Genomic DNA, 19742 nt, shown 5'->3' with positions numbered 1-19742 from the left:
TAGAATGATGCAACGACAAGTTTATTCAATCTCAGCATTTCCCTCTTCTGACAAAACCCTCGCGGAAACTCCTAAGAAACAGGAGCGTCCGATACACCGGGCGATCGTGTTAATGCTGGTGGCAACAGGTTTGCTGGGCCTGCACGCTAGTCGGCTGGTGGAATTGCAACTGATACAAGGGAAGCAACACCGGGAACGAGCCGAAAACAATCGCGTTCGCCTAGTGCCAATGCCGGCGAATCGCGGACATATCATCGATCGCAAGGGCAACTTGCTAGCAGCAAACAATTTAGCTCGATCGGTATATTTGTGGCCGAAAGAACAAACGCCGGAAGAGTGGAAAGCGACAGCAGAAAAGTTGAGTCCGCTGGTTAAAATCCCGGCGAAAGAAATTTTAAAAAAATTAAAAGAGGTCGATCCTCAATCCTACAGACCGGTGCGGCTCAAGCAAGCAATGCCGCCAGAGGTGTTTGTGCCACTAGCAGAACAGGTGGGACAGATGCGGGGAGTGGAAGTGCGGCCAGAAGCGAACCGCTACTATCCCGAAGGCAGTTTGGCTGCTCACGTGATCGGATATATTGGCGAAGCTACTGCAGCAGACTTGGAAGCTCATCCTGAATATCCGATGGGGATGATTGTCGGTCAGATGGGCATAGAAGCGAGTTCTAACAAGAAGATTGCAGGAGTTTGGGGCGATCGACTGATCGAGGTAAATGCCCAAAATCAAGAATTGCGGCTGATGGGAGAGACACCGCCCAAACCCGGTGAGGCGGTGCAGCTAACCATAGACTTGTCCATGCAAAAAGCAGCCGAAAAAGCCTTGGGGAACCGCCGGGGAGCAGTAGTGGCGCTGGATGTCAAAACCGGGGCGGTATTAGTTATGGCCAGCCACCCGACTTTTGACCCCAATCTGTTTACGCGAAAAATCACTAAGGATGAGTGGCAAACTCTTCAAGACCAGGAAAATCCATTTTTGAATCGGGCCATGCAAGGCTATCCCCCCGGCAGCACGTTTAAAATTGTGACTTCCGTCGCGGGTCTGGAGTCGGGCAAATTTTCGCCGGACTCAATTCTCGGTACTTCGTCTTACATTACTGTGGGGGGAATTGATTTTAACGAACACAGCGGCGGTTACGGCGACATCGGCTTTCGGGAGGCTTTGGCTTTCAGCAGCAATACATTTTTTTATCAAGTGGGGATTAGTACGGGGCCGGAGCAAATTTCTAAGTGGGGACACCGCTTGGGAATTGGCAAGGATACGGATTTGAATCTTTTGGGGCTAGGCGGTGGCACTCACGGTCAAATCCCGACGCCGGAGGAGAAGGAGAAAATTTATAAAGAACCTTGGTATGCGGGTGATACGGTAACGATGTCGATCGGTCAGGGGTTGGTGTTAGTGACTCCTTTGGAGGCCGCTGTGATGGTGAGTTCGATCGCTAATGGAGGCTATCGGCTGAAGCCTCATCTTTTGACTTCTATGACCGGCACAGCGGAGACTAAACGGGTACATACAGGGATGAAACCTTCAACAATTCAGGTGGTTAAGGAGGGACTGATCGCGGTGGTTGCCGAGGGTACTGGGCAGGGGATGAATGACGGTACGATTCCGATGACCGCAGGCAAAACAGGGACTTCGGAGGTTATTGGACAGGAGGATCACTCTTTATATGTAGCGTTCGGGCCTGCTGACAAGCCGGAAATTGCGATCGCCGTGGTTGTGGAAAATGGCGGTTATGGTTCTGTTGCCGCGGCCCCGATCGCCAAAGAGGTATTTCAAGCTTATTTTGGGCAACCGAAAAAGGTGAAGCAGCCAGTAGTTATTAGTCCTTAGTCCTTAGTTATTGGGTATTGGGAATTGGGCATTGGGAATTGGGCAAGTTTCTTGTTTTTCCTTCTTCCTTCTTCCTTCTTCCTTCTTCCTTCTGACTAATTCAGCCGCATAAATATTGTAGCTTTGCGAATTCCTGCGATCTCTCCCGTACTGGTGACAGTGAGCGATCGCAAGTGGTCAAACAAGGGTCTTGCCGAAAGTTCAATTAACCTCAACAGCGGGATTTGTTTTTCCCAAATTGCTCTGCTGGAGGGCCAGTCTAAATAAAAATAGCCGTCGTTAGATGGCGGTAGCGGTTCAATGCTGGTTTGAAAATCTTGATGGGCAACTAAAGAGCCTGTTTCGGCTGCTTCTAGTGCTGCGTCCATTGCTTCTACTGAAGTGGTAAAAATTTCGTATTTGCCGACGGTAGCTCGAACTCCTTTTGCCTCGGTTTCGATCGCACTTTTTCTATTATTTTCTTTTCCATAATTCTGGCTCGTTGTCAACTGCGTCCAAGCGGTAATTTTCTGGTTTCTGAGAGTGAAGCTGCCGATGCTGTATTCTTTGCTGCGGGCAATTTCATCCAGTTTGTCGATCGCCTTTTGGGAATCAGCAGATTTTTCGGCGGCAAAAATCCAGTCCGCATTGTTTGACGAATTCGGAAGCACTGCTAAAGCGTATTCTCCTTGTACCCAATCAAATATATCCTGCGGCAGGTTGACGCCCCAAAGTTGCTGAATATCTGCCAGAGCGCGATCGATTAATTTTGAGACTTCTGCATTAGTGGACACCGCCGATGACAAATCAGTCCAAAAATTCCTTAAATCGGTGCTGGCGACCGCGAAAGGACTGGCTGAGGGAATGTACTGCAAAGCTTGCACAGGTTCCGAGAGTGTTGGAGAAGCTGTGTTTTCTCGCGATGTCACTAAAGCAGTTTGAGCCAGCAATCCCCGTCGGTTGACTCCGACAGCAACTGCGAGAGAATTAAGAGAAACTTGGGGATTTTGCTCGGCTGCTGATTGCGGGAGATTGACAAATGCTAAAGCGATTCGGCCTTGAGTTAGCTGCTGCAAAGCTTTTTGATATTCCGGGGTATTATCGAGATTTAGGTTAGCTGATTCAACGTTATTAATTGCATCTCGAATCACAATCGGGCTATTGGAGAATAAAACAAAACTTTGGTTATTCCCAGAATTTAAATTGCTGCCGGTGGCTGCTGTTGCGAAGCTGGATGGCAACTTTGAATTCGGCAGAGAAAACGGGTTAAAAGGCGAAAGCGAAGCAGATTTTTTCTTTGCTATTGGTGCTTGTTTATAATTAATTTTCACGCCTTTATATATTTCCGACTGCACTGTTTTATCGCCACGAGATTGTTTGCGCCAGTAGGAGTCGAGAAATTGTTGACTGCGATCGACCTTTTGGGAGGAAACGGCCAGTAAAAACCCAGCTTGTTGGCCGTTCCTGCTGTCGCCATCGAAATCTGGCGTTGTGACGGCGAGGGTAATTTCGTCACCTATCCAAGGTTGGATATCTCTACTGTAATCGAGGCCTGTATTGGCGAGGAAACTTTTTTTGATTTGCTCAAATTCTGCGTGCGATTGACTTCTTTCTTCAGGAGTGGCAAAAACTTGTCGCAATGCTTCGAGGCGATCGGGATTTACCAGCATTGATGCTAACAAAGGTGCTTGTTTCGAGACAAACACAGCCGCAGCCGGAGTAGTTGTCGGCCCGCCGGCGAGCAAATTCAGGGGAGTTTGAGTTGTCAGCCAGTAAAAACCACCGGCACTCAAGCCTAAGAGTGCCAAGACGCCCGCAATGAGGAAAGAAAAGAACGATCGCAGCTTCATACAACAAGGACTAATGACCACAGTCTATTATTAACTAGAGTAGCGCATGACCGTAGCTGTCGGCAGATACTTTTTGTGCTGTTCGCAAAAAAAAGATAAACTAAAATATTCTCCAATTCTAAAATCCAAGTAAAATGCTAACAATATCAACGCCCGCCGAACAGCGAGTTTTACTGCAAAAGATCAGTTGGCAATTATATGAAAGCCTGTTAGCGGAACTGGGCAACAAACGTTCCACCAGAATTGCTTATCATCAAGGTCAATTAGAAATTATGGTGCCGCTACCGGAACATGAAAATCGCAACCGGCTGATCGATCGCTTAATTGTAACTCTCATAGAAGAACTCAATCTAGAGTACAACCCCTTTGGATCGATGACTATTAAGAAACGCAAAAAAGCAGCCGGAAAAGAACCAGATTCCTGTTATTATATCCAGAATGAAGCACTGGTCAGAGGGAGAACAGAATTAGACTTTGCTCAAGATCCGCCACCTGATTTAGCACTCGAAATTGATATTACCAGCAGTTCCTTAAATCAATTCGATTTATATGCAGATTTAGGCGTACCAGAAATTTGGCGTTACGACGGACGAAGCATCAAGTTTTATCCATTGCAAAATGGCGAATATGCGGAGTGCAATTTTTCTCTGGCTTTCCCCATGCTACCGACTGCAAAAGTTGACGAATTTATCGATCGCTGTCAAACTACAGGCGCAACCGCAGCAGTGCGAGAATTCCGGGAATGGGTAAAAAATCAGTAATTGTTGAGTCTACCACGGCACTCCTCGCGCATCGGAAAAATCTGCATCTAGAACCGCCCCCGGATCGAATACAGCATCAGTTAAATCAGCTTTTCTAAACGACGTTATCGACAATTTTTCTATCTGTTCAACAGCGATAAAAAATCCGATCGCAGTTAACCCAAGAATTACCCCCGAAACCAAAAATAAGACAATTCCCCTGATAGTATCTCCGCCCAAAAATGTCACAATACCGCTAGCGCCGATCGCAGCAGCAGCCCCAGCCACAGCCCCCGCCACAATCCCAGCCTCGCACCGAGTCGCAGCAATTGCCGTAGCAGCGGTTCCGGCCACCGCCACAGCCCCCGCATCCGCCCCGGCAATCAGTCCAATCAAAGCCCCAGCCGTCGTCACTGTCACCGCAGTCACCCCAGCCCTAGCAATCAAATTTCTCACCCGCCTGCGGCTTTGTCCGGTTCTGACACCCTGAAAATTTGCCCCCCTCAAAATCGCCCCAGTGAAATTGCAGCCTCGAATGTCGCAACCGCTGAAATTCGCCCCTGACAAGTCAAGCCCTTTAAAAGAACGGTTCCGCAAGTTTTGGTTAGCAAAATTGAAATTTCGAGGTTGAGTCATTCGATTTTAGATTTTAGATTTTAGATTTTAGATTTTAGATTAACCAACCCAAAGACCTAGGTTTATAGATTTTAGATTTTAGATTATAGATTTTAGATTAACCAACCAAAGGGCATTTAGAATAAAGCCTGTGGTTTATAACGAGTTTCCATGTCTCCCATCTCCGAATCCCCATTTTCCCCCGAACAAATTGCCGGTGAAAGACTCACACCTGAAGAATATGAAGAAATCGTTCAGCGTCTAGGTCGCCATCCCAATAAAGCTGAATTGGGAATGTTCGGCGTCATGTGGAGCGAACACTGCTGTTACAAAAATTCGCGGCCGCTATTAAAACAGTTTCCCACAGAGGGCGATCGTATTCTAGTCGGACCCGGAGAAAATGCCGGCGTCGTAGACTTGGGAGATGGCTTGCAACTCGCCTTCAAAATTGAATCCCACAACCACCCGTCAGCAGTCGAACCTTTCCAAGGTGCAGCAACCGGTGTCGGGGGGATTCTCCGCGATATCTTCACAATGGGCGCTCGCCCGATCGCACTTTTAAATTCCCTGCGTTTTGGCAACTTAGACGATGCTAAAACTCAGAGATTGTTCAAAGGCGTAGTATCGGGAATTTCTCATTATGGAAATTGCATCGGAGTACCCACAGTTGGCGGCGAAGTTTACTTCGATCCTGCCTATTCCGGCAACCCATTAGTTAACGTCATGGCCTTGGGTTTAATGGAAACTCAAGAAATCGTCAAATCTGGGGCATCGGGCATCGGAAATCCCGTCCTGTACGTCGGTTCAACTACTGGCAGAGATGGCATGGGAGGAGCAAGTTTTGCCAGTGCAGAATTGACCGACAAATCAATGGACGATCGCCCTGCCGTCCAAGTAGGAGATCCATTTTTAGAAAAATCCTTAATTGAAGCTTGTTTAGAAGCATTCAAAACCGGTGCAGTCGTCGCCGCCCAAGATATGGGTGCGGCCGGAATCACCTGTTCGACATCAGAAATGGCAGCCAAAGGCGGCGTCGGCATTGAATTCGATTTAGACAAAGTTCCCGTTCGAGAAAGCGGCATGATTCCCTACGAATACCTGCTTTCGGAATCCCAAGAACGGATGTTGTTTGTTGCCCAAAAAGGACGCGAACAGGAATTAATCGATATTTTCCACAGATGGGGATTGCACGCGGTAGTAGCGGGTACAGTCATCGAAGAGCCGATCGTCCGAATTCTATTTAAAGGCGAAATCGCTGCCGAAATTACCGCGACTGCTTTGGCAGACAACACGCCAATTTATCACAGAGAACTGTTGACAGAGCCGCCAGAATATGCTAAAAAAGCATGGGAATGGACGGTGGATTCGCTGCCACAATCCACAGTTAAAGGTATCGAAATTAACGGCAATTTCCAAACTTGGAATCAGATTTTGCTGACGCTTTTAGATACTCCCACCATCGCTTCTAAACGCTGGGTTTATCGCCAATACGACCATCAAGTGCAAAACAATACTGTTGTTTTACCGGGAGGCGCTGATGCTGCGGTTGTCAGATTGCGTCCGCTAGAACCCTGCCAATCTTCCCTTGGTAACGGGCTAGAAGTACACCCCCTTGCTAAGGGAGATTTACAGAGAGAAAATGCTATTTCTCTAGCTTCTGAAAGCAAACAGGAAGAAGAGGTAATTCCTCTATTTAAAAAGGCACAAGGTAGGGAAACTCCAAAAGTTTCTCCCCCCCTTAGCAAGAAGGAAGCGCCCCTGGGGGTGATTCCTGGAGTTGCTGCAACGGTTGATTGCAATTCTCGTTATGTTTATCTCGATCCTTATGAAGGTGCAAAAGCAGTCGTAGCGGAAGCAGCGAGAAATTTAAGTTGTGTGGGTGCTGAACCTCTCGCAGTTACTGATAATTTGAATTTTGGCAGTCCCGAAAAGGCGATCGGATATTGGCAGTTAGCGTCAGCTTGTCGCGGGATTGCTGATGCTTGTCGGGAGTTGGGAACGCCTGTTACTGGCGGCAATGTTTCTCTTTACAATGAAACTGTTGATGCTGAGGGGAATCCTCAACCAATTTATCCGACTCCGGTAATCGGAATGGTGGGGTTAATTCCCGATTTGAAGAAGATTTCCGGTCAAGCTTGGCTAAAGAAAGGTGATTTAATTTATGTGTTGGGAATGGGGGAATCATCCAAAAACTCAGAACTTTCATCTGAAAGCTCAAAAATCGCAACTTCTCCTACTCTCGGAGGTTCGGAATATTTAGCGGCAATTCACGGGATTGTAGCTGGGAAACCGCCAAGGATAGATTTTGAATTGGAAAGAAAAGTGCAATCGGTTTGTCGCGATGGAATTCGGCAAGGTTGGGTAGGTTCTGCCCATGATTGTGCGGAAGGTGGAATTGCGATCGCCCTCGCGGAATCCTGTATCTCTGCTAAAATGGGTGCGGAAATTCATCTCAGTTGTAATTCGGGAAATGTCAGCCGCTGGGATGAAATTTTGTTTGGTGAAATGGGCAACTGCATTGTAGTTTCAGTCGCGCCGAGAAATCAAGAAATTTGGGAGTCTTACCTGCAAGAACATTTGACCAAAATGTGGCAAAAAATTGGTTTAGTTGGCGGGGCTGAATCAGATTTTCGGGTTTTTAGTGCTGACAATGAAGTGTTAATTGAGGTTGGGATGAGTGAGATGGGCGATCGATTCTATAATGCGATCGAGCGTCGGATTGCATCTGTTTGATTGCGCCTCATATAGAGGGCGGTTGAAACCGCGTCTACACAGACGAAACCCCGCCTTCGCGGGTTACATTTCTTGAGTCCGCGAAGGCGGACTTTGTTTGTGTAGTAGCGATTGAAAGAGACTGTTGGCGAATATCTGAGGGGTCAAACCTCTCAGATATCGCCGTCCTGAATAGGCAGAATGATTGTGTAATCACGCACCATATTAAATCATTTATTATTACTCTTCACCCTCGCGACAGATCATTGATTCCAGAAATGAGCGCCTCCGTAGCACGAACCTCCTTTCTCCAAGGCAATCCCTATATGAAATTGCGCGACGAATTAGGAGTATTGTATTTGGATGCTGACTTTATTACCTTGTTTCGAGCTGACTGCTGTTAAATTGCTTTATCACCTAGATAAGATTCGGCGGTTGAAAGCGCTGTATAGAGCCAAACGCAGTCTGCGGAGGCCGATTGGAACAAGTAAGGCGCTCTTCGGCGCCCTTTACGCTATTTTGAGAAAAAACAAGCTTTCGTTAGTGGAGTTTTCAAACTGTCCACTCGCTGCGAGTCTTCCTTGAGACTCAAACCCTATCTACACCGTTGAAATATTTAGTAAAAAGCCCGATCGCACTGTTCACTTATCGAAACTGTCCCTTCCTCTCCTGACCGCTTCACTCACGCTATCTATTCTTTAAGTTAATGAACCAAAAGATATATTTGACTTAGAGGCACTATGCAGAAACAAATCATACGCCAAAAAGATACTAATGCTTGGATACTTCAGTGCTGGCTTTCTTTTATTCTTGCCATTTCCGCCACTACTGTAGGTATCATTTATTTACAGGTAGATCCCTGGCAAAAAGCTTTTATGGGTATGGGTTTAACTTTTTCAGTCGGCTCGTCTTTTACTTTAGCAAAAACCATTCGCGATAACAACGAGGCAACAACATTAACTGCCAGAATCGACGAAGCTAGAGTTGAGAAAATTCTCGCTGAACACCATCCTCTCAAATAATGTTGGCTATACAATGTATACAAAAAACAGCCCGCGCGGGCTGTTTTTGTTGTTTGAACCACAGGTTTCAAGCTGCGGATGGGAATTGGGGATTTCAAGGGCTACCTTTGAACTTGCGATCGCGCAACTTATTCTTTTGTCGCTGGCGAACACCGGCCCGAACCATCGCCATATCCACCGGAAAACCAACGACAGGCATCACCTGATTCTTGCGTTCTTCTTCCAGATTCTTAAGTTCGGTGTAATCAACCCAGTGAATGCAATTCACCGGACAAGTGTCGATCGCCTCAGCAATCAACTCTTCAGAATCCCCGTCTTGTCGCACTACGCGCGATCGACCGTAATCGGGTTCAATATAAAAAGTATTGCGAGCAACGTGAGCGCAGTGCTTGCAGCCAATGCAGGTAATCTCATCAACATAGACACCTTTTTGGCGCAACACGCCCCCCAATTCCGGTTCCAAACCAGAGCGATCGGGCGAATCCCGCAAAAAACCTCCCAACTCCGGCTCTAAACCAGAGCGATCGCTTGCTGTATCTATTCCGAGTCCAGAAAGCTCAGACATTTAGACCCCCACAATAGTAAATAAGTCCGCGAAAGCGGACTTTGATGAGACAAGATTGCAAAAATCTCGAAAAATTATTAAGCGCACCAGCGTTGCACCACCAAGCGGAGTGAACCGTCTTGATTTTGCTTTTGCTCAGAAATTTGGAAACCCTGCTTAGCGCTTTCATTCACCACAGTATGGTAAGCGTAGCGCTGAGTCACCTTATTCAGAAAACGGTCTACAGACCAAGCTTGCTGCCAAAACTGCAAGTCAGCCACCAATTCATACTCAGTCCCGTTCCAGCTAAAACCTACGTCGTAGCCGTTTTTTTGCTCAATCACGACCTCAGCGGTGCTGGTGAGACCGCGATAGCCGCGCACCTCAGTCGGGCCCGACTTCCAGTCGATACCCAAGTCAGTTAAAGCAGCTTCCAAAGAATTCAAATTGCGGATCTGGGTCTTAATTTGGCTAAAATGTGACATGGTGGTTCCAAAATAATTTAAGTGAACTCAACAACAAAAATTACCAATCGCTAAAAGCCACTTGGGCCGTCGCTTCGGCTGACTGATGCAGCGCTTGCGTGAAATATTCAGATGTTGACTCTTGGTGAAGCACCACGCCGAGCTGAGCTTCAATTGCAGCCGTTACCTCAGCACAGGAAGCACCGACAATGCCGGTGACCGTTTCCTGTACGCGGCCATCTGGATAGATCACAAACTCTAGTGTTTCCATAATGCGGGCTGACTGAATAGGAATATTGAGAACAGACACCGACACCAGCAAGCCAGGGACGATGCCTCCTGAAGTAGCTTCTTGAGAGTTGGCTGACTGACAAAGCGCTATATCAATTTTGACGAATTGATAGGTTTTGAGTCACAACTTAACAGAACTTATTAATAGGTAGAAGCAATACATCAGTTGTATGTAAAGTTTCGCGTAGATTGTGACAGCAGTCAAGTCATACATGAGTGGTGAATATTCGCAACGGCTATTTGGGATTGATCCTGGGGGAGGGAGGATGGATCGCGAGATAGTAGGCCGAGGGTAAGGTGCCGTGTGCTTCGCCCTACAGATATTGACACTCCCGGGCGTGAACGCGCGCGGATTCTTGGTTCAGCCAGTTGATTTGCTCGTTGATGTCGCCACCAACAAGTAGAGATCAGTCTGTCCCCAAGCGTTAATTTCGGTGTGCCCCACCGTATTTAAATTAATTCCTGCTTGCTTCAACCCTTTAGCCAAAATGTTGCGAGCCGCGTTGTGGTCACGATCCAGTATCGCACCGCAGCCGCAAATATGGGTTCGGGTTGACAACGTTTTCTTAACAAAATTGCCACAATTTGAACAGTCTTGGGAAGTATAGTGAGGCCCAACAGCAATCACTGTTTTACCGTATACTTTTCCAAAGTATTGCAACCATTGAGCAAACTCTGACCACGCTGCATCACTAATAGATTTAGCAAGCTTGTAGTTCTTAACCATATTCTGCACCTGAAGCTCTTCGTAGGCTATAAAATCGCTAGATTTCACCGCGCACAACGCCGTCTTGATGGCGAAGTCTTTACGCTGCCTGCTGACCTTCAAGTGCTTTCTTCCTAACTTGTTAATCGCTTTTTTCCGATTGCCAGAACCTTTTTTCTTTCGAGAAACCCGCTTCTGCAATCTTTTTAAAGCTTTTTCACTTTTTCGGAGGTAGCGAGGGTTGGGAACTGTGTCGCCATCACTGTCGGTATAGAAATGGTTCAATCCCACATCTATTCCAATAGCTTTATCAGTAAAGACAAATTCCTCTTTTCGCTCCACATTTATACAAAATTGGACGTAGTACCCGTCCGCACGACGCACAACCCTGATTCGTTTAATCTCATCGGGAGCATAGAAATGCAAATCCCGACTGCCGACTAACTTAAACTTCCCAGCAGCAAAGCCGTCCTTAAATGTTAAACATCTTTTGTCGGCAGAAAGCAGCCATCCTGATGTTTTGTATTCGACGGAACGAGTATGCTTTTTGAACCGTGGGTATCCCTTTTTGCCTGGTTTTTTGGCTTTGCAATTAGCGAAAAAACGTTGGATCGCAAAAATGGCACGTTCAGCCGAGGCTTGACGTGCCATTGAGTTAAGCTTGCCTGCCCATTCAAACTCTTTTGCCATAATGGCGCATTGTTTGTATAGGTCTACTAACTTAACTCCTTGATTATGGATCCAATATCTAAGAGTTTTATTGCGGACAAATTGAGCTGTTCTGATCATGTCGTCGATGACCCGATATTGCTGCGCTTTGCCTTTTAACTTAAACTCTAATGTGATCATGTAGTTAGTCTATCACACCCCTAAATCACGACGCTTATAAAGTGTGTTTAATTTATATTTTTTTACCCTTTATAGAAATTAAAGCCGTCCTAGAAGTACGGGGCTTTAGACCAAAAATTTTTGGTAAAAAATAGTTGAATGCGTTCCGGTAGGGGTTAAGGTGCGTCATACACACCCTACAGTATTAGTTTGTGAGTAAGTCCTACTACCATAAAATCCTAATTAGTATTCTCTAATAGAAAAAGTATTCAAATTGATTGATAATTGTTGCGGCAACCGTAACCTTCTTTTAAGCAAGCTGTGCCATGACCTGTCGCACTGGAATCTTTACGATAAACTCAGTGCCCTTGTCCAGAGTGGAATCACACTCAATCTTGCCGCCGTGTTTTTCAGTGACGATTTGATGACTGATCGACAGTCCCAAACCAATGCCTTTGCCCACGGGTTTGGTGGTGAAGAACGGATCGAATAGTTTAGAGCGAATGAGTTCCGGGATACCGACTCCATTATCGGCAATGCTAATCGCGATCGAGTTAGCACTACCGATCGAGGTGCTGATGGTAATGGTAGGTTGTTGGTTATCCCTGACACCAGATGTCTGCAAGGCATCGATCGCATTGCTGAGGATATTCATGAATACCTGGTTGAGTTGACTGGGGTGGCATTCGACCTCCGGTAATTGCCCGTAATTTTTGATGACTTCGATGGCAGGAAAATCGGGTCTGGCTTTCAGACGGTGTTGCAAAATCAACAGAGTGCTGTCGATACCGGCATGGATATCAACGGGTTTGCAGTCCGCTTCATCGAGGCGGGAGAAGGTCCGCAGAGAGAGCACCAGTTGGCCAATCCGATCGCTCCCCATTTTCATCGAACCCAGTATCTTCCACAAATCCTCTTGCAAAAATTCCAGATCCAGGTATTCTGCCCGCTCTCGGATTTCTGCTACCGGATTGGGATAGTGCTTCTGGTACAATTGCACCAAGTCCAGCAGATCCTGAGTGTATTGTTTGACATAGTTCAGGTTGCCTTGAATGAAATTCACCGGGTTGTTGATTTCGTGTGCCACTCCCGCCACCAATTGGGCTAGGGCAGACATTTTTTCACCTTGCACGAGATGCACTTGAGCTTGCTTGAAACTTTCTAAAGCCTGGTTGAGTTCGTTGGTGCGCTGTTCCATGATTCGGGTGGCATTCCGCAGTTGGAGATGCACCCGAATCCGTGCCAAGACTTCTTCATGCTGAATCGGCTTGGTGATGTAGTCCACCGCACCCAGGCTCAGCCCTTTGACCTGATCCACCGAGTCGGAGAGGGCGGTCATGAAAATAACTGGAATATCGCGAGTGGCCGGATTAGCTTTGAGCCGCTGACAGGTTTCAAACCCGTCAATTCCTGGCATCATCACATCCAGCAAAATCAAATTGGGCTCAGACAATTGCACTCGTTGCAGGGCAGTTTCACCATTTTTGGCGATCGCCACCCGGTAGCCCTGTTCGCTCAACAAATCAAACAATACTTGCAGATTGGTTGGCGTATCATCTACGACTAAGATCGTGTTTTCTTGAGATATAGAATAGACTGACATCAGCAAACTCCTAAATATATTGAAGGGATGAATGGCCAATTGTAGATCGATAAAGTTGCTAAACCCGTGGCTCGATTAGATGCAGAATGGCTTCCTCATCAAACTGTTGACTTAGTTCTAGAACTCTGTTCGCAAAGGCAATATATTCCGGCGCTAATTTCTTCAAGCGATGGGCTTCCTGCTGGATATCGGTCATAAAACCACCCTGAGCCGCAGCATAGAGGGTTGCCAGTTCAGCAGCAGGCGGTATTAAGATGCTAACCTCATCGGCGTTGCTGACAGCGGGTTGAGTCGCCTCTGTTTCGGTTTCGTAAATCCACTGCAATTCTAGATATCGCTGCAATTCGGCAAGCAACCCAGTAAACTCGATCGGTTTGGGGAAAAAGCTATTGCACCCTGCATCCAGACTTTCCTGTACATCCACCTGAGACAGAGTAGCAGGGGAGGCAATGATGGGAGTTTGGGCAAAGTCTGGCAGTTGTCGCAGGCGACGGGTCATTTCTAAGCCATCCATAATCGCCATATGTACATCGGTAATAATCAAGTCGGGTCGCGTCTGGATAGTGGTATCAAAACCTGCCTGCCCATTATCAGCTTCCGTCAGCTTGAAGCCCAGCGGTTCCAACATATTCACTGCCACCAGACGGTTTTCTTCGCGATCGTCAATGACGAGAATTTTGCGTCGTTCGCCCTGATAGCCAATAACCTTATGGTTGGCGATCGCATTTTGTGTTGTCCAATCCGATGCTGGAAGCAACTCGATCTCAAACCAGAAACTGCTGCCCTGGCCCATTACACTTTCGACGTGAATTTCGCTGTCCATCTTCTGGATGATTTGTTGACCGATGGCAAGTCCTAGTCCAGTGCCTTCGATGTTGCGATCGCGTTTCCCGGCCTGCTCAAAGGGTAAGAAAATCGTGGATAGTTTTTCAGGCGCAATGCCAATGCCAGTGTCTTTAATTAGGAAGCGAATTCTTGAAAGTTTTGAGTTTTGAGTTTTGAGTTCTGAGTTTGAGTCTTCTGACTCCACCGCTTCTACCCGAAACGTGACGGTGCCAAAATCGGTAAATTTGACCGCATTGCTGAGCAGGTTGAGCAACACTTGCCGCAGGCGTTTGTCGTCAGCATGGACGGCAGTGGGCAGGTTGCTCGCGGGCTGGTAATGAAACTCTACGCCTTTTTGCACTGCCTTGACGCGGCAAATATCCACAGTAGAAGAGAGGAAGTTAGCCAGATGGAAATCCTGGGGATAGAGTTCCATCTTTTGCACTTCCAGCTTCGACAGATCCAGAATGTCGTTGATCAGGGTGAGTAAATGGGAACCGCATTGATAAATCACCCCCAATCCTTTCATCTGTTTGGCGGTGGTGGCGGGGTCGCGCTGGAGGATTTGGGTATAGCCGAGGATGCCGTTGAGGGGGGTGCGGAGTTCGTGGTTCATGTTGGCAAGAAACTCGCTCTTGGTGCGGTTGGCGGCTTCGGCTGCTTCTTTTGCCCGCAATATTTGTAGTTCTACGGACTTGCGATCGCTAATATCGCGGCACACAACAACTCCCCCTTTCAATGCACCACTGGCATCTTTGAGCGGTCTGCTACTAACTGTCATCCAGATGCCCTGCTGGGCTTTGCTATGACGGCTAAACAGTTCCATATTGTCTATCTCCTCACCCCGAACAGCCCGCACTAAGGGAATTTGCTCCCCTAGGATCGGAGTTGCCCCATCGCCGTGAAACAGTCCATATTGCTCGGACGATTCTTCCGGCTGGCTGTCGGTTATTTTGCCAAACATCTGCTCTGCAGCGGGGTTAAAAACCAGGAATCGACCGTTTTCATCGAGAACGAGCACGCCATCGCTCATGCTGTTGAGGATTAGTTGTAAAAGGCCAGTCTGGTTTTGAAACGTCTGGTTACTTTGCTGAAGGTCGGTTTCGGCTTGATTCCGCTTCAGGATTTCACGGCAAATCAGGCGGTAAGTCCACAGAATAATTCCGAGGTTGAGGGCGATGCCCACCAGAAATGCCATCATTGCCAGAATGGTTGTGTGGGTGGCAGCTTGCTGTTTCTGCCGCCACCCTACGATTTCGATCGCTTCGATCTGCTGGGTCAGCAGCGTAATCTCGTCGAGCAGTCGTGGGGGGGTGCGATCGATCGCCGCCGCCACCCCTTTGGTGTCCCGGAGTTCCACGCCCTGCCGGAGTTCCTCCAAGCGACGCAGGATAAATTCTTCCAGGCGCTTGGTAGCTGCCTGTTGGCGGGGATCGTTCTCTAGCAAGCTTTGCAATTGTCGCAATTCTTGATCGACATCGATCGCCCGAAGCCCTAATTTCCTGAAGTCATTTTTGTTTTGCGCGAGCAGGTATTGCCGCTGGATCTTTTCAGCATCCTGAAATGCACTGGTCAACGCTTCCAAACTATTGAGCGCTTTTAGATGTTGGGCGATCTGGCGGTTAGTTTCTAAGGTGCGGTTAGCGCTCCAAAATGCGATTCCACTCACTGCTAATGCCAGGAAAGTGGCTGCTCCCAGGCTCCCGGCAACGGTTTTGAGAAAGTTAGAGGGTTGTTTCATCATGTCTGTCTCGTGCTTAGTTTCGTCGATCTAAGACCGCAGAGGGCGGAGTCCAAATTTTTGAAATACTGCCATTGCCCGATCGCTGCTTACAAAGTCCAGATATGCCTGCATTTCCTGGAGATGGGGAGAGGTTTTAACCACAGCAGCACCGGAGCGAATTGGCTCATAGAGGTCGGGCGATACGGTGGCTAATACCTTGACCTTGGAAAAAGCTTTGGCTTCTGGCAGAAAGGTAATGCCCACCTCTGCCTCTCCCTGCTCGACGGCTCGCAAGATTTGCCGCACATCCACCTTTGCCCAGACTGCCTTGGATTCCACTGCCTGAAGGATGCCTAACCGACTCAGAATGGGGTGGGTATATCTGCCAACCGCCAGGTCTTTGTTGCCAATTGCCACCGTTTTGAGGCGATCGCTCGCTAACTCGTGCAAATCATTCAGTTGCACCGCAGAATCAGCCGCAGCAATCACCACAATATCGGTGGTCACTAACTCCCGACGGCTTTCGGGCAGAATTAACCCTTGGGCTTGCAACGCATCCAGCACTGAAATATCGGGTAACAAAACCCCATCAAAAGGTTCTCCCTGCTCAAGGGCTGCCCGGATTACGCCTGTTCCGGCAAATGTCGGATTCAACCAGATATTGGGGTGTTCCTGCTGATAGACTCGATCGATTTCCTCCACGGCTGTGCGAACCATGCCTGACGCAGCAACATTGAGCGTCACCGCCTGGATTTGGGGTGGGGAGGAGCAACTGCCCAGCCAGAGGGTGAGCGTCAAGGAGAGGAAGCACAATGTCAGCCGTCGGAGGAGTTTCATATCAGGTTTCCTGAGATTTCAGTTTCTAAGCCTTGGATGGGGCTGTAGATTTCGGAACAGTAACTACAGCGACTCTCGGTTGTCTCTAATATAAAGTCTCTAATATAATTTCTTGGCAATGATACAAACCATTCCATTAATCATCTCGTTCTGAAGTACCTGTAAACCTATTTCAGATAGCCGATCGCACAACCAATTTTTATTGAGCCGCAGTTTTTGGTAAGAACTGGCACTGAATGACCACCGATCGCCCTGTTTTTGATAAAGTAAGTCATGGACTGCTACGCTGTTTTCCTGATACTCCAAGAAACAAGTGAGGATTGTAAATTCATCACTTTGTACAGGAATAAAACGCTGAGTTCCATGAAGCTCTGCTGAAACATAATCGCGGAAAGTTAAAATCAACATCCCATTCTCAATCAGCCAGCGCTCAATGTCCAAAAGTAATGAATCGACAGCACTCAATGATTCTAGGTGTGTAAGTGTGTCGCCCATGCAAACAATGAGCTGCGCCTGTTCCTGAATATGTTGCGAGAAATTAAGCAGATCGTCGTGAATGGTACGGATGGAAAGATGTTTAGCGCGATCGCGTAACTCTGAAAGTAGGGCATCACAGAAATCTATAGCTAGTACGGAAAAGCCTAATTTCGCTAAAGGAATAGATTGAAATCCTGAGCCTGCACCTAAATCAATGGCTAATCCTCGCGGTGCGGAGTCGAGTCCCAATTGACAAAAAAGAGCGTGATTTCGTTCGATCGCTTCTTCAGGATTTCCTGACATCCAACTGTAAACGGCAGCAAGTTGCTGGTTATAGTGGTCTTGTGCTGTGTTCATTATTATGCTAAGTTCGATGACTCCTTGAAAAGAAGCAAAATCATTCAATTCGATGGACACTAAACCACCACTGCCACCTTTTACGCGGGAAACTGCTAAAACTAAAGTTCAAATGGCAGAAGATGACTGGAATAGTCGCGATCCAAAACGAGTAGCTTTAGCTTACACCGAAGATTCGCCGTGGCGTAACCCTGTCTAATTTTTCAGTGGAAGGTAACAAACTAAGGGTTTATTAAAACGAAAGTGGGCACAAGAACTAGACTACAGTTTGAAAAATGAACTGTGGAGTTTTACAAAGAAGCTGATTTCTGTGCGCTTTGAATAGCAGTGGCATGAAGGTCAGAGTGCGGATTTCTTCCTTGAAATAATCCCAAAATATCGAAGGAAGAGGGAAAGGGGAACAGGTAAAAGGATGACAAAAATGGCTGCAAGACAGTTCTGCTGTGCTTTCCCACCCTTTTACCTATTTGATAATTTGACAGTTTATTGGGTATCAACTAATATATTCTCTAACTTATTCTTGACAAATATCCATAAAAATTACCCAATTTTCTGCCCGAATACCCACTTAAAATGTACTGTGCAAACGATAAATACGTTTGGGTTGTTTGGGACGAGCTACATATTTTGGCGCTGCCACTTTTTTGACTACTAATGATCTTTCAATAATTGTCCCTGTATAAGCGATGCTTGATAACCAAATTAAGGTCAATATCCTGGGTTCTGATACTTGGGCCTCTTCACTGTTATAGCTACCGCTTTTATAATCTATAAACATTTCTTCTATATCAAATATTTGTTTATAAGTGCTTAGAGCAGCTTTTAAGGTTTTCAATTTAGTTAATATAAACCATGCTTCTTTGACTGTGACTCCGCCATATTTTCCTTTCTATTTACAAGCGACATTAGCTTTAAATCTTTTAAATTTTGCTGGCGGGTGACAACCCCGCCCAAAAGCCAGACAGGGCAAAGATTTGACTCACCTGTGTAAAAAAAAGATAGGTCAAGCTAAAGTTACACTCGATCTATGCCAAAAATATGTTACCTAGATTCTATCAGACTCACTTCCAAAGAGAACTAACCCCCTCTCAATTTTTAGTTATAGAAATAGTGCTCAATCTCTTAATATCAGAAAAACAGGTGAGATTAGAACGACTTGCTCGCGTATTTCCGTACCCCATTACCACGCTCAAGTCGTCGCCGCAAGTTACAAAGATTTTTAGATTTACCCCAGCTTACCTTAACCGATCTGTGGTTTCCGCTAATTACCTATTGGTTGACAAATTATTGCCAACCGGGACAGAAATTATTGATCGCGATCGATCGCAGCCAATGGGGATGTATCAATCTGTTTATGGTTAGTCTGATATGTCCGCGAAGAGCAATCCCGTTATCTTGGTCCCTGTTACCAAAACGAGGTAGCAGTAATATCAATGAGCAGAGCGCCGTCATCTCAACTATTTTACCCTTATTTAAAGATTATCAGCTCGTGGTTAGGCGATGCCTGAATTCTGTTCAATAGATTTGGTCAACTGGCTGAGAGAGCAAGATGTGTATTTTTGCTTACAACTCAAACGAAATCATTGTATCGAAACCGAAAATATGCTGCAGGCTACGGTTAGATGAGTTAGGGACACGCGCGGAACATCTCTATACTTTCAAGGTGTAAAAGTTAGAAATACTAAGCCACTGGCAGGATTTGATATTGACTGCAAATGGAAAAGTAATTCTCAAGGATGGACAGTTAACGAGGCGTGGTTTATTCTAACTAACTTAGGTAGTTTGCCGGAAGCTATAGCTGCTTATAAGCAACGGGTGGGAATTGAGGAAATGTTCAGTGATTGCAAAACAGAAGGCTATAATTTACAGGGTACAGGGTTAATAGAAGACCGATTAATTAAAATGATACTCTTGATTACAATTGCCTATATTCGTGACCTTATTGAAGGTACTCTAGTCAAAACGAAGCATTTATCAAAGTATATTTTTTGCATCAAGGAACCCCAAAAAACTTATTGCATACGCAGTAAATTTGGGAGTGGCAATGATAGCCAACAGTGGGTTAATTATATTGAAAAATATGCTGAATATGTGGAAGAGTTAATGAAGTTAACTCCTAATAAGCATCACTTTTATCAAAAAGGTCTCAGGACTAGAACTTTGCTCAGGCAAGGTTTCTAGCTATATTTGTCACCCCCAGGATCGCAGCAGTTGCCCTTAATTTGATGAATCCTCACCGTTTAAGAGATTGGTTGACTCATTGCTGCTACCGTACCTCACAGCATCGGCAAGTGCTGTAAATTCCGTGCGATCGCGGATGGCAGCGCTGCAGAAATAG

At 46.5% G+C, this 19742-nt stretch carries 17 protein-coding genes and 1 pseudogene; 7 read left to right on the top strand and 11 right to left on the bottom strand.

Annotated features, from left to right (window positions below; genetic code table 11):
- Positions 1-4: 4 nt before the first annotated feature.
- Positions 5-1831: a penicillin-binding protein 2 gene (mrdA, locus tag QUA33_RS01325; RefSeq protein ID WP_333145839.1), complete on the top strand. Its 1827-nt coding sequence runs from the start codon at positions 5-7 to the stop codon at positions 1829-1831.
- Between the two features lie 95 nt (positions 1832-1926).
- Here mrdA and QUA33_RS01320 read toward each other — a convergent pair whose 3' ends face one another.
- Positions 1927-3660, bottom strand: a complete 1734-nt coding sequence (locus QUA33_RS01320) for a DUF3352 domain-containing protein (RefSeq protein WP_333145838.1) — start codon at positions 3658-3660, stop codon at positions 1927-1929.
- Positions 3661-3794: 134 nt separating this feature from the next.
- Here QUA33_RS01320 and QUA33_RS01315 point away from each other — a divergent pair, with 134 nt between their 5' ends.
- Entirely contained in the window at positions 3795-4421 is a 627-nt protein-coding gene (locus tag QUA33_RS01315) for a Uma2 family endonuclease (protein WP_333145836.1), read from the top strand.
- A 9-nt stretch (positions 4422-4430) separates the two neighbouring features.
- Here QUA33_RS01315 and QUA33_RS01310 read toward each other — a convergent pair whose 3' ends face one another.
- The gene (locus QUA33_RS01310) at positions 4431-5036 is read right to left on the bottom strand and encodes a pentapeptide repeat-containing protein (protein WP_333098846.1); all 606 of its coding nucleotides are present in this window, start codon (positions 5034-5036) and stop codon (positions 4431-4433) included.
- Positions 5037-5186: 150 nt separating this feature from the next.
- Between QUA33_RS01310 and purL the strand changes: the two genes are divergently transcribed.
- The 3 genes from purL to QUA33_RS01295 all read left to right on the top strand — a co-directional run bounded on the left by purL (position 5187) and on the right by QUA33_RS01295 (position 8749).
- Complete coding sequence (purL, locus tag QUA33_RS01305; protein WP_333145834.1) at positions 5187-7748, top strand: phosphoribosylformylglycinamidine synthase subunit PurL; 2562 nt, start codon at positions 5187-5189, stop codon at positions 7746-7748.
- Between the two features lie 257 nt (positions 7749-8005).
- Positions 8006-8131, top strand: a complete 126-nt coding sequence (locus QUA33_RS01300) for a hypothetical protein (protein ID WP_333146146.1) — start codon at positions 8006-8008, stop codon at positions 8129-8131.
- Between the two features lie 336 nt (positions 8132-8467).
- Positions 8468-8749: a YiaA/YiaB family inner membrane protein gene (locus tag QUA33_RS01295; RefSeq protein ID WP_190662287.1), complete on the top strand. Its 282-nt coding sequence runs from the start codon at positions 8468-8470 to the stop codon at positions 8747-8749.
- Between the two features lie 94 nt (positions 8750-8843).
- On the opposite strand, the gene QUA33_RS01290 is transcribed toward QUA33_RS01295, so the two are convergent.
- The 8 genes from QUA33_RS01290 to QUA33_RS01255 all read right to left on the bottom strand — a co-directional run bounded on the left by QUA33_RS01290 (position 8844) and on the right by QUA33_RS01255 (position 17404).
- Entirely contained in the window at positions 8844-9314 is a 471-nt protein-coding gene (locus tag QUA33_RS01290) for a ferredoxin (protein ID WP_333145832.1), read from the bottom strand.
- A gap of 77 nt (positions 9315-9391) precedes the next feature.
- Positions 9392-9778 carry a DUF1257 domain-containing protein gene (locus QUA33_RS01285; protein WP_242716193.1) on the bottom strand — a complete coding sequence of 129 codons (387 nt, stop codon included), beginning with the start codon at positions 9776-9778 and terminating at the stop codon, positions 9392-9394.
- A 40-nt stretch (positions 9779-9818) separates the two neighbouring features.
- A complete protein-coding gene (locus tag QUA33_RS01280; RefSeq protein WP_015176940.1) occupies positions 9819-10028 on the bottom strand; it encodes a DUF2997 domain-containing protein in 210 nt (69 codons plus the stop codon).
- Positions 10029-10409: 381 nt separating this feature from the next.
- Positions 10410-11603 (bottom strand): transposase, encoded by a 1194-nt coding sequence (locus QUA33_RS01275; protein WP_333145830.1) that lies wholly within the window; start codon positions 11601-11603, stop codon positions 10410-10412.
- 289 nt (positions 11604-11892) lie between these two features.
- On the bottom strand, positions 11893-13185 hold the full coding sequence (locus QUA33_RS01270) for a response regulator (RefSeq protein ID WP_333145828.1): 1293 nt from the start codon (positions 13183-13185) through the stop codon (positions 11893-11895).
- A gap of 58 nt (positions 13186-13243) precedes the next feature.
- The gene (locus tag QUA33_RS01265) at positions 13244-15754 is read right to left on the bottom strand and encodes an ATP-binding protein (protein WP_333145827.1); all 2511 of its coding nucleotides are present in this window, start codon (positions 15752-15754) and stop codon (positions 13244-13246) included.
- A gap of 27 nt (positions 15755-15781) precedes the next feature.
- Positions 15782-16570 (bottom strand): molybdate ABC transporter substrate-binding protein, encoded by a 789-nt coding sequence (gene modA / locus QUA33_RS01260; RefSeq protein ID WP_333145825.1) that lies wholly within the window; start codon positions 16568-16570, stop codon positions 15782-15784.
- Positions 16571-16669: 99 nt separating this feature from the next.
- Positions 16670-17404: a class I SAM-dependent methyltransferase gene (locus QUA33_RS01255; RefSeq protein ID WP_333145822.1), complete on the bottom strand. Its 735-nt coding sequence runs from the start codon at positions 17402-17404 to the stop codon at positions 16670-16672.
- Between the two features lie 52 nt (positions 17405-17456).
- Between QUA33_RS01255 and QUA33_RS01250 the strand changes: the two are divergent.
- Positions 17457-17729 (top strand): annotated as a pseudogene (locus QUA33_RS01250) (DUF1348 family protein).
- 243 nt (positions 17730-17972) lie between these two features.
- Here QUA33_RS01250 and QUA33_RS01245 read toward each other — a convergent pair.
- Positions 17973-18239 (bottom strand): hypothetical protein, encoded by a 267-nt coding sequence (locus QUA33_RS01245; protein WP_333145819.1) that lies wholly within the window; start codon positions 18237-18239, stop codon positions 17973-17975.
- Positions 18240-19186: 947 nt separating this feature from the next.
- On the opposite strand from QUA33_RS01245, the gene QUA33_RS01240 reads away from it, so the two are divergent.
- Entirely contained in the window at positions 19187-19585 is a 399-nt protein-coding gene (locus QUA33_RS01240) for a hypothetical protein (protein ID WP_333145817.1), read from the top strand.
- The last annotated feature ends 157 nt before the right edge of the window (positions 19586-19742 follow it).

The organism is Microcoleus sp. Pol14D4, from assembly GCF_036701245.1.
Taxonomy (GTDB): Bacteria; Cyanobacteriota; Cyanobacteriia; order Cyanobacteriales; family Microcoleaceae; genus Microcoleus.
Note: the sequence above shows the minus strand (reverse complement) of the source record. Positions and strands in the feature narration are given on the sequence as shown.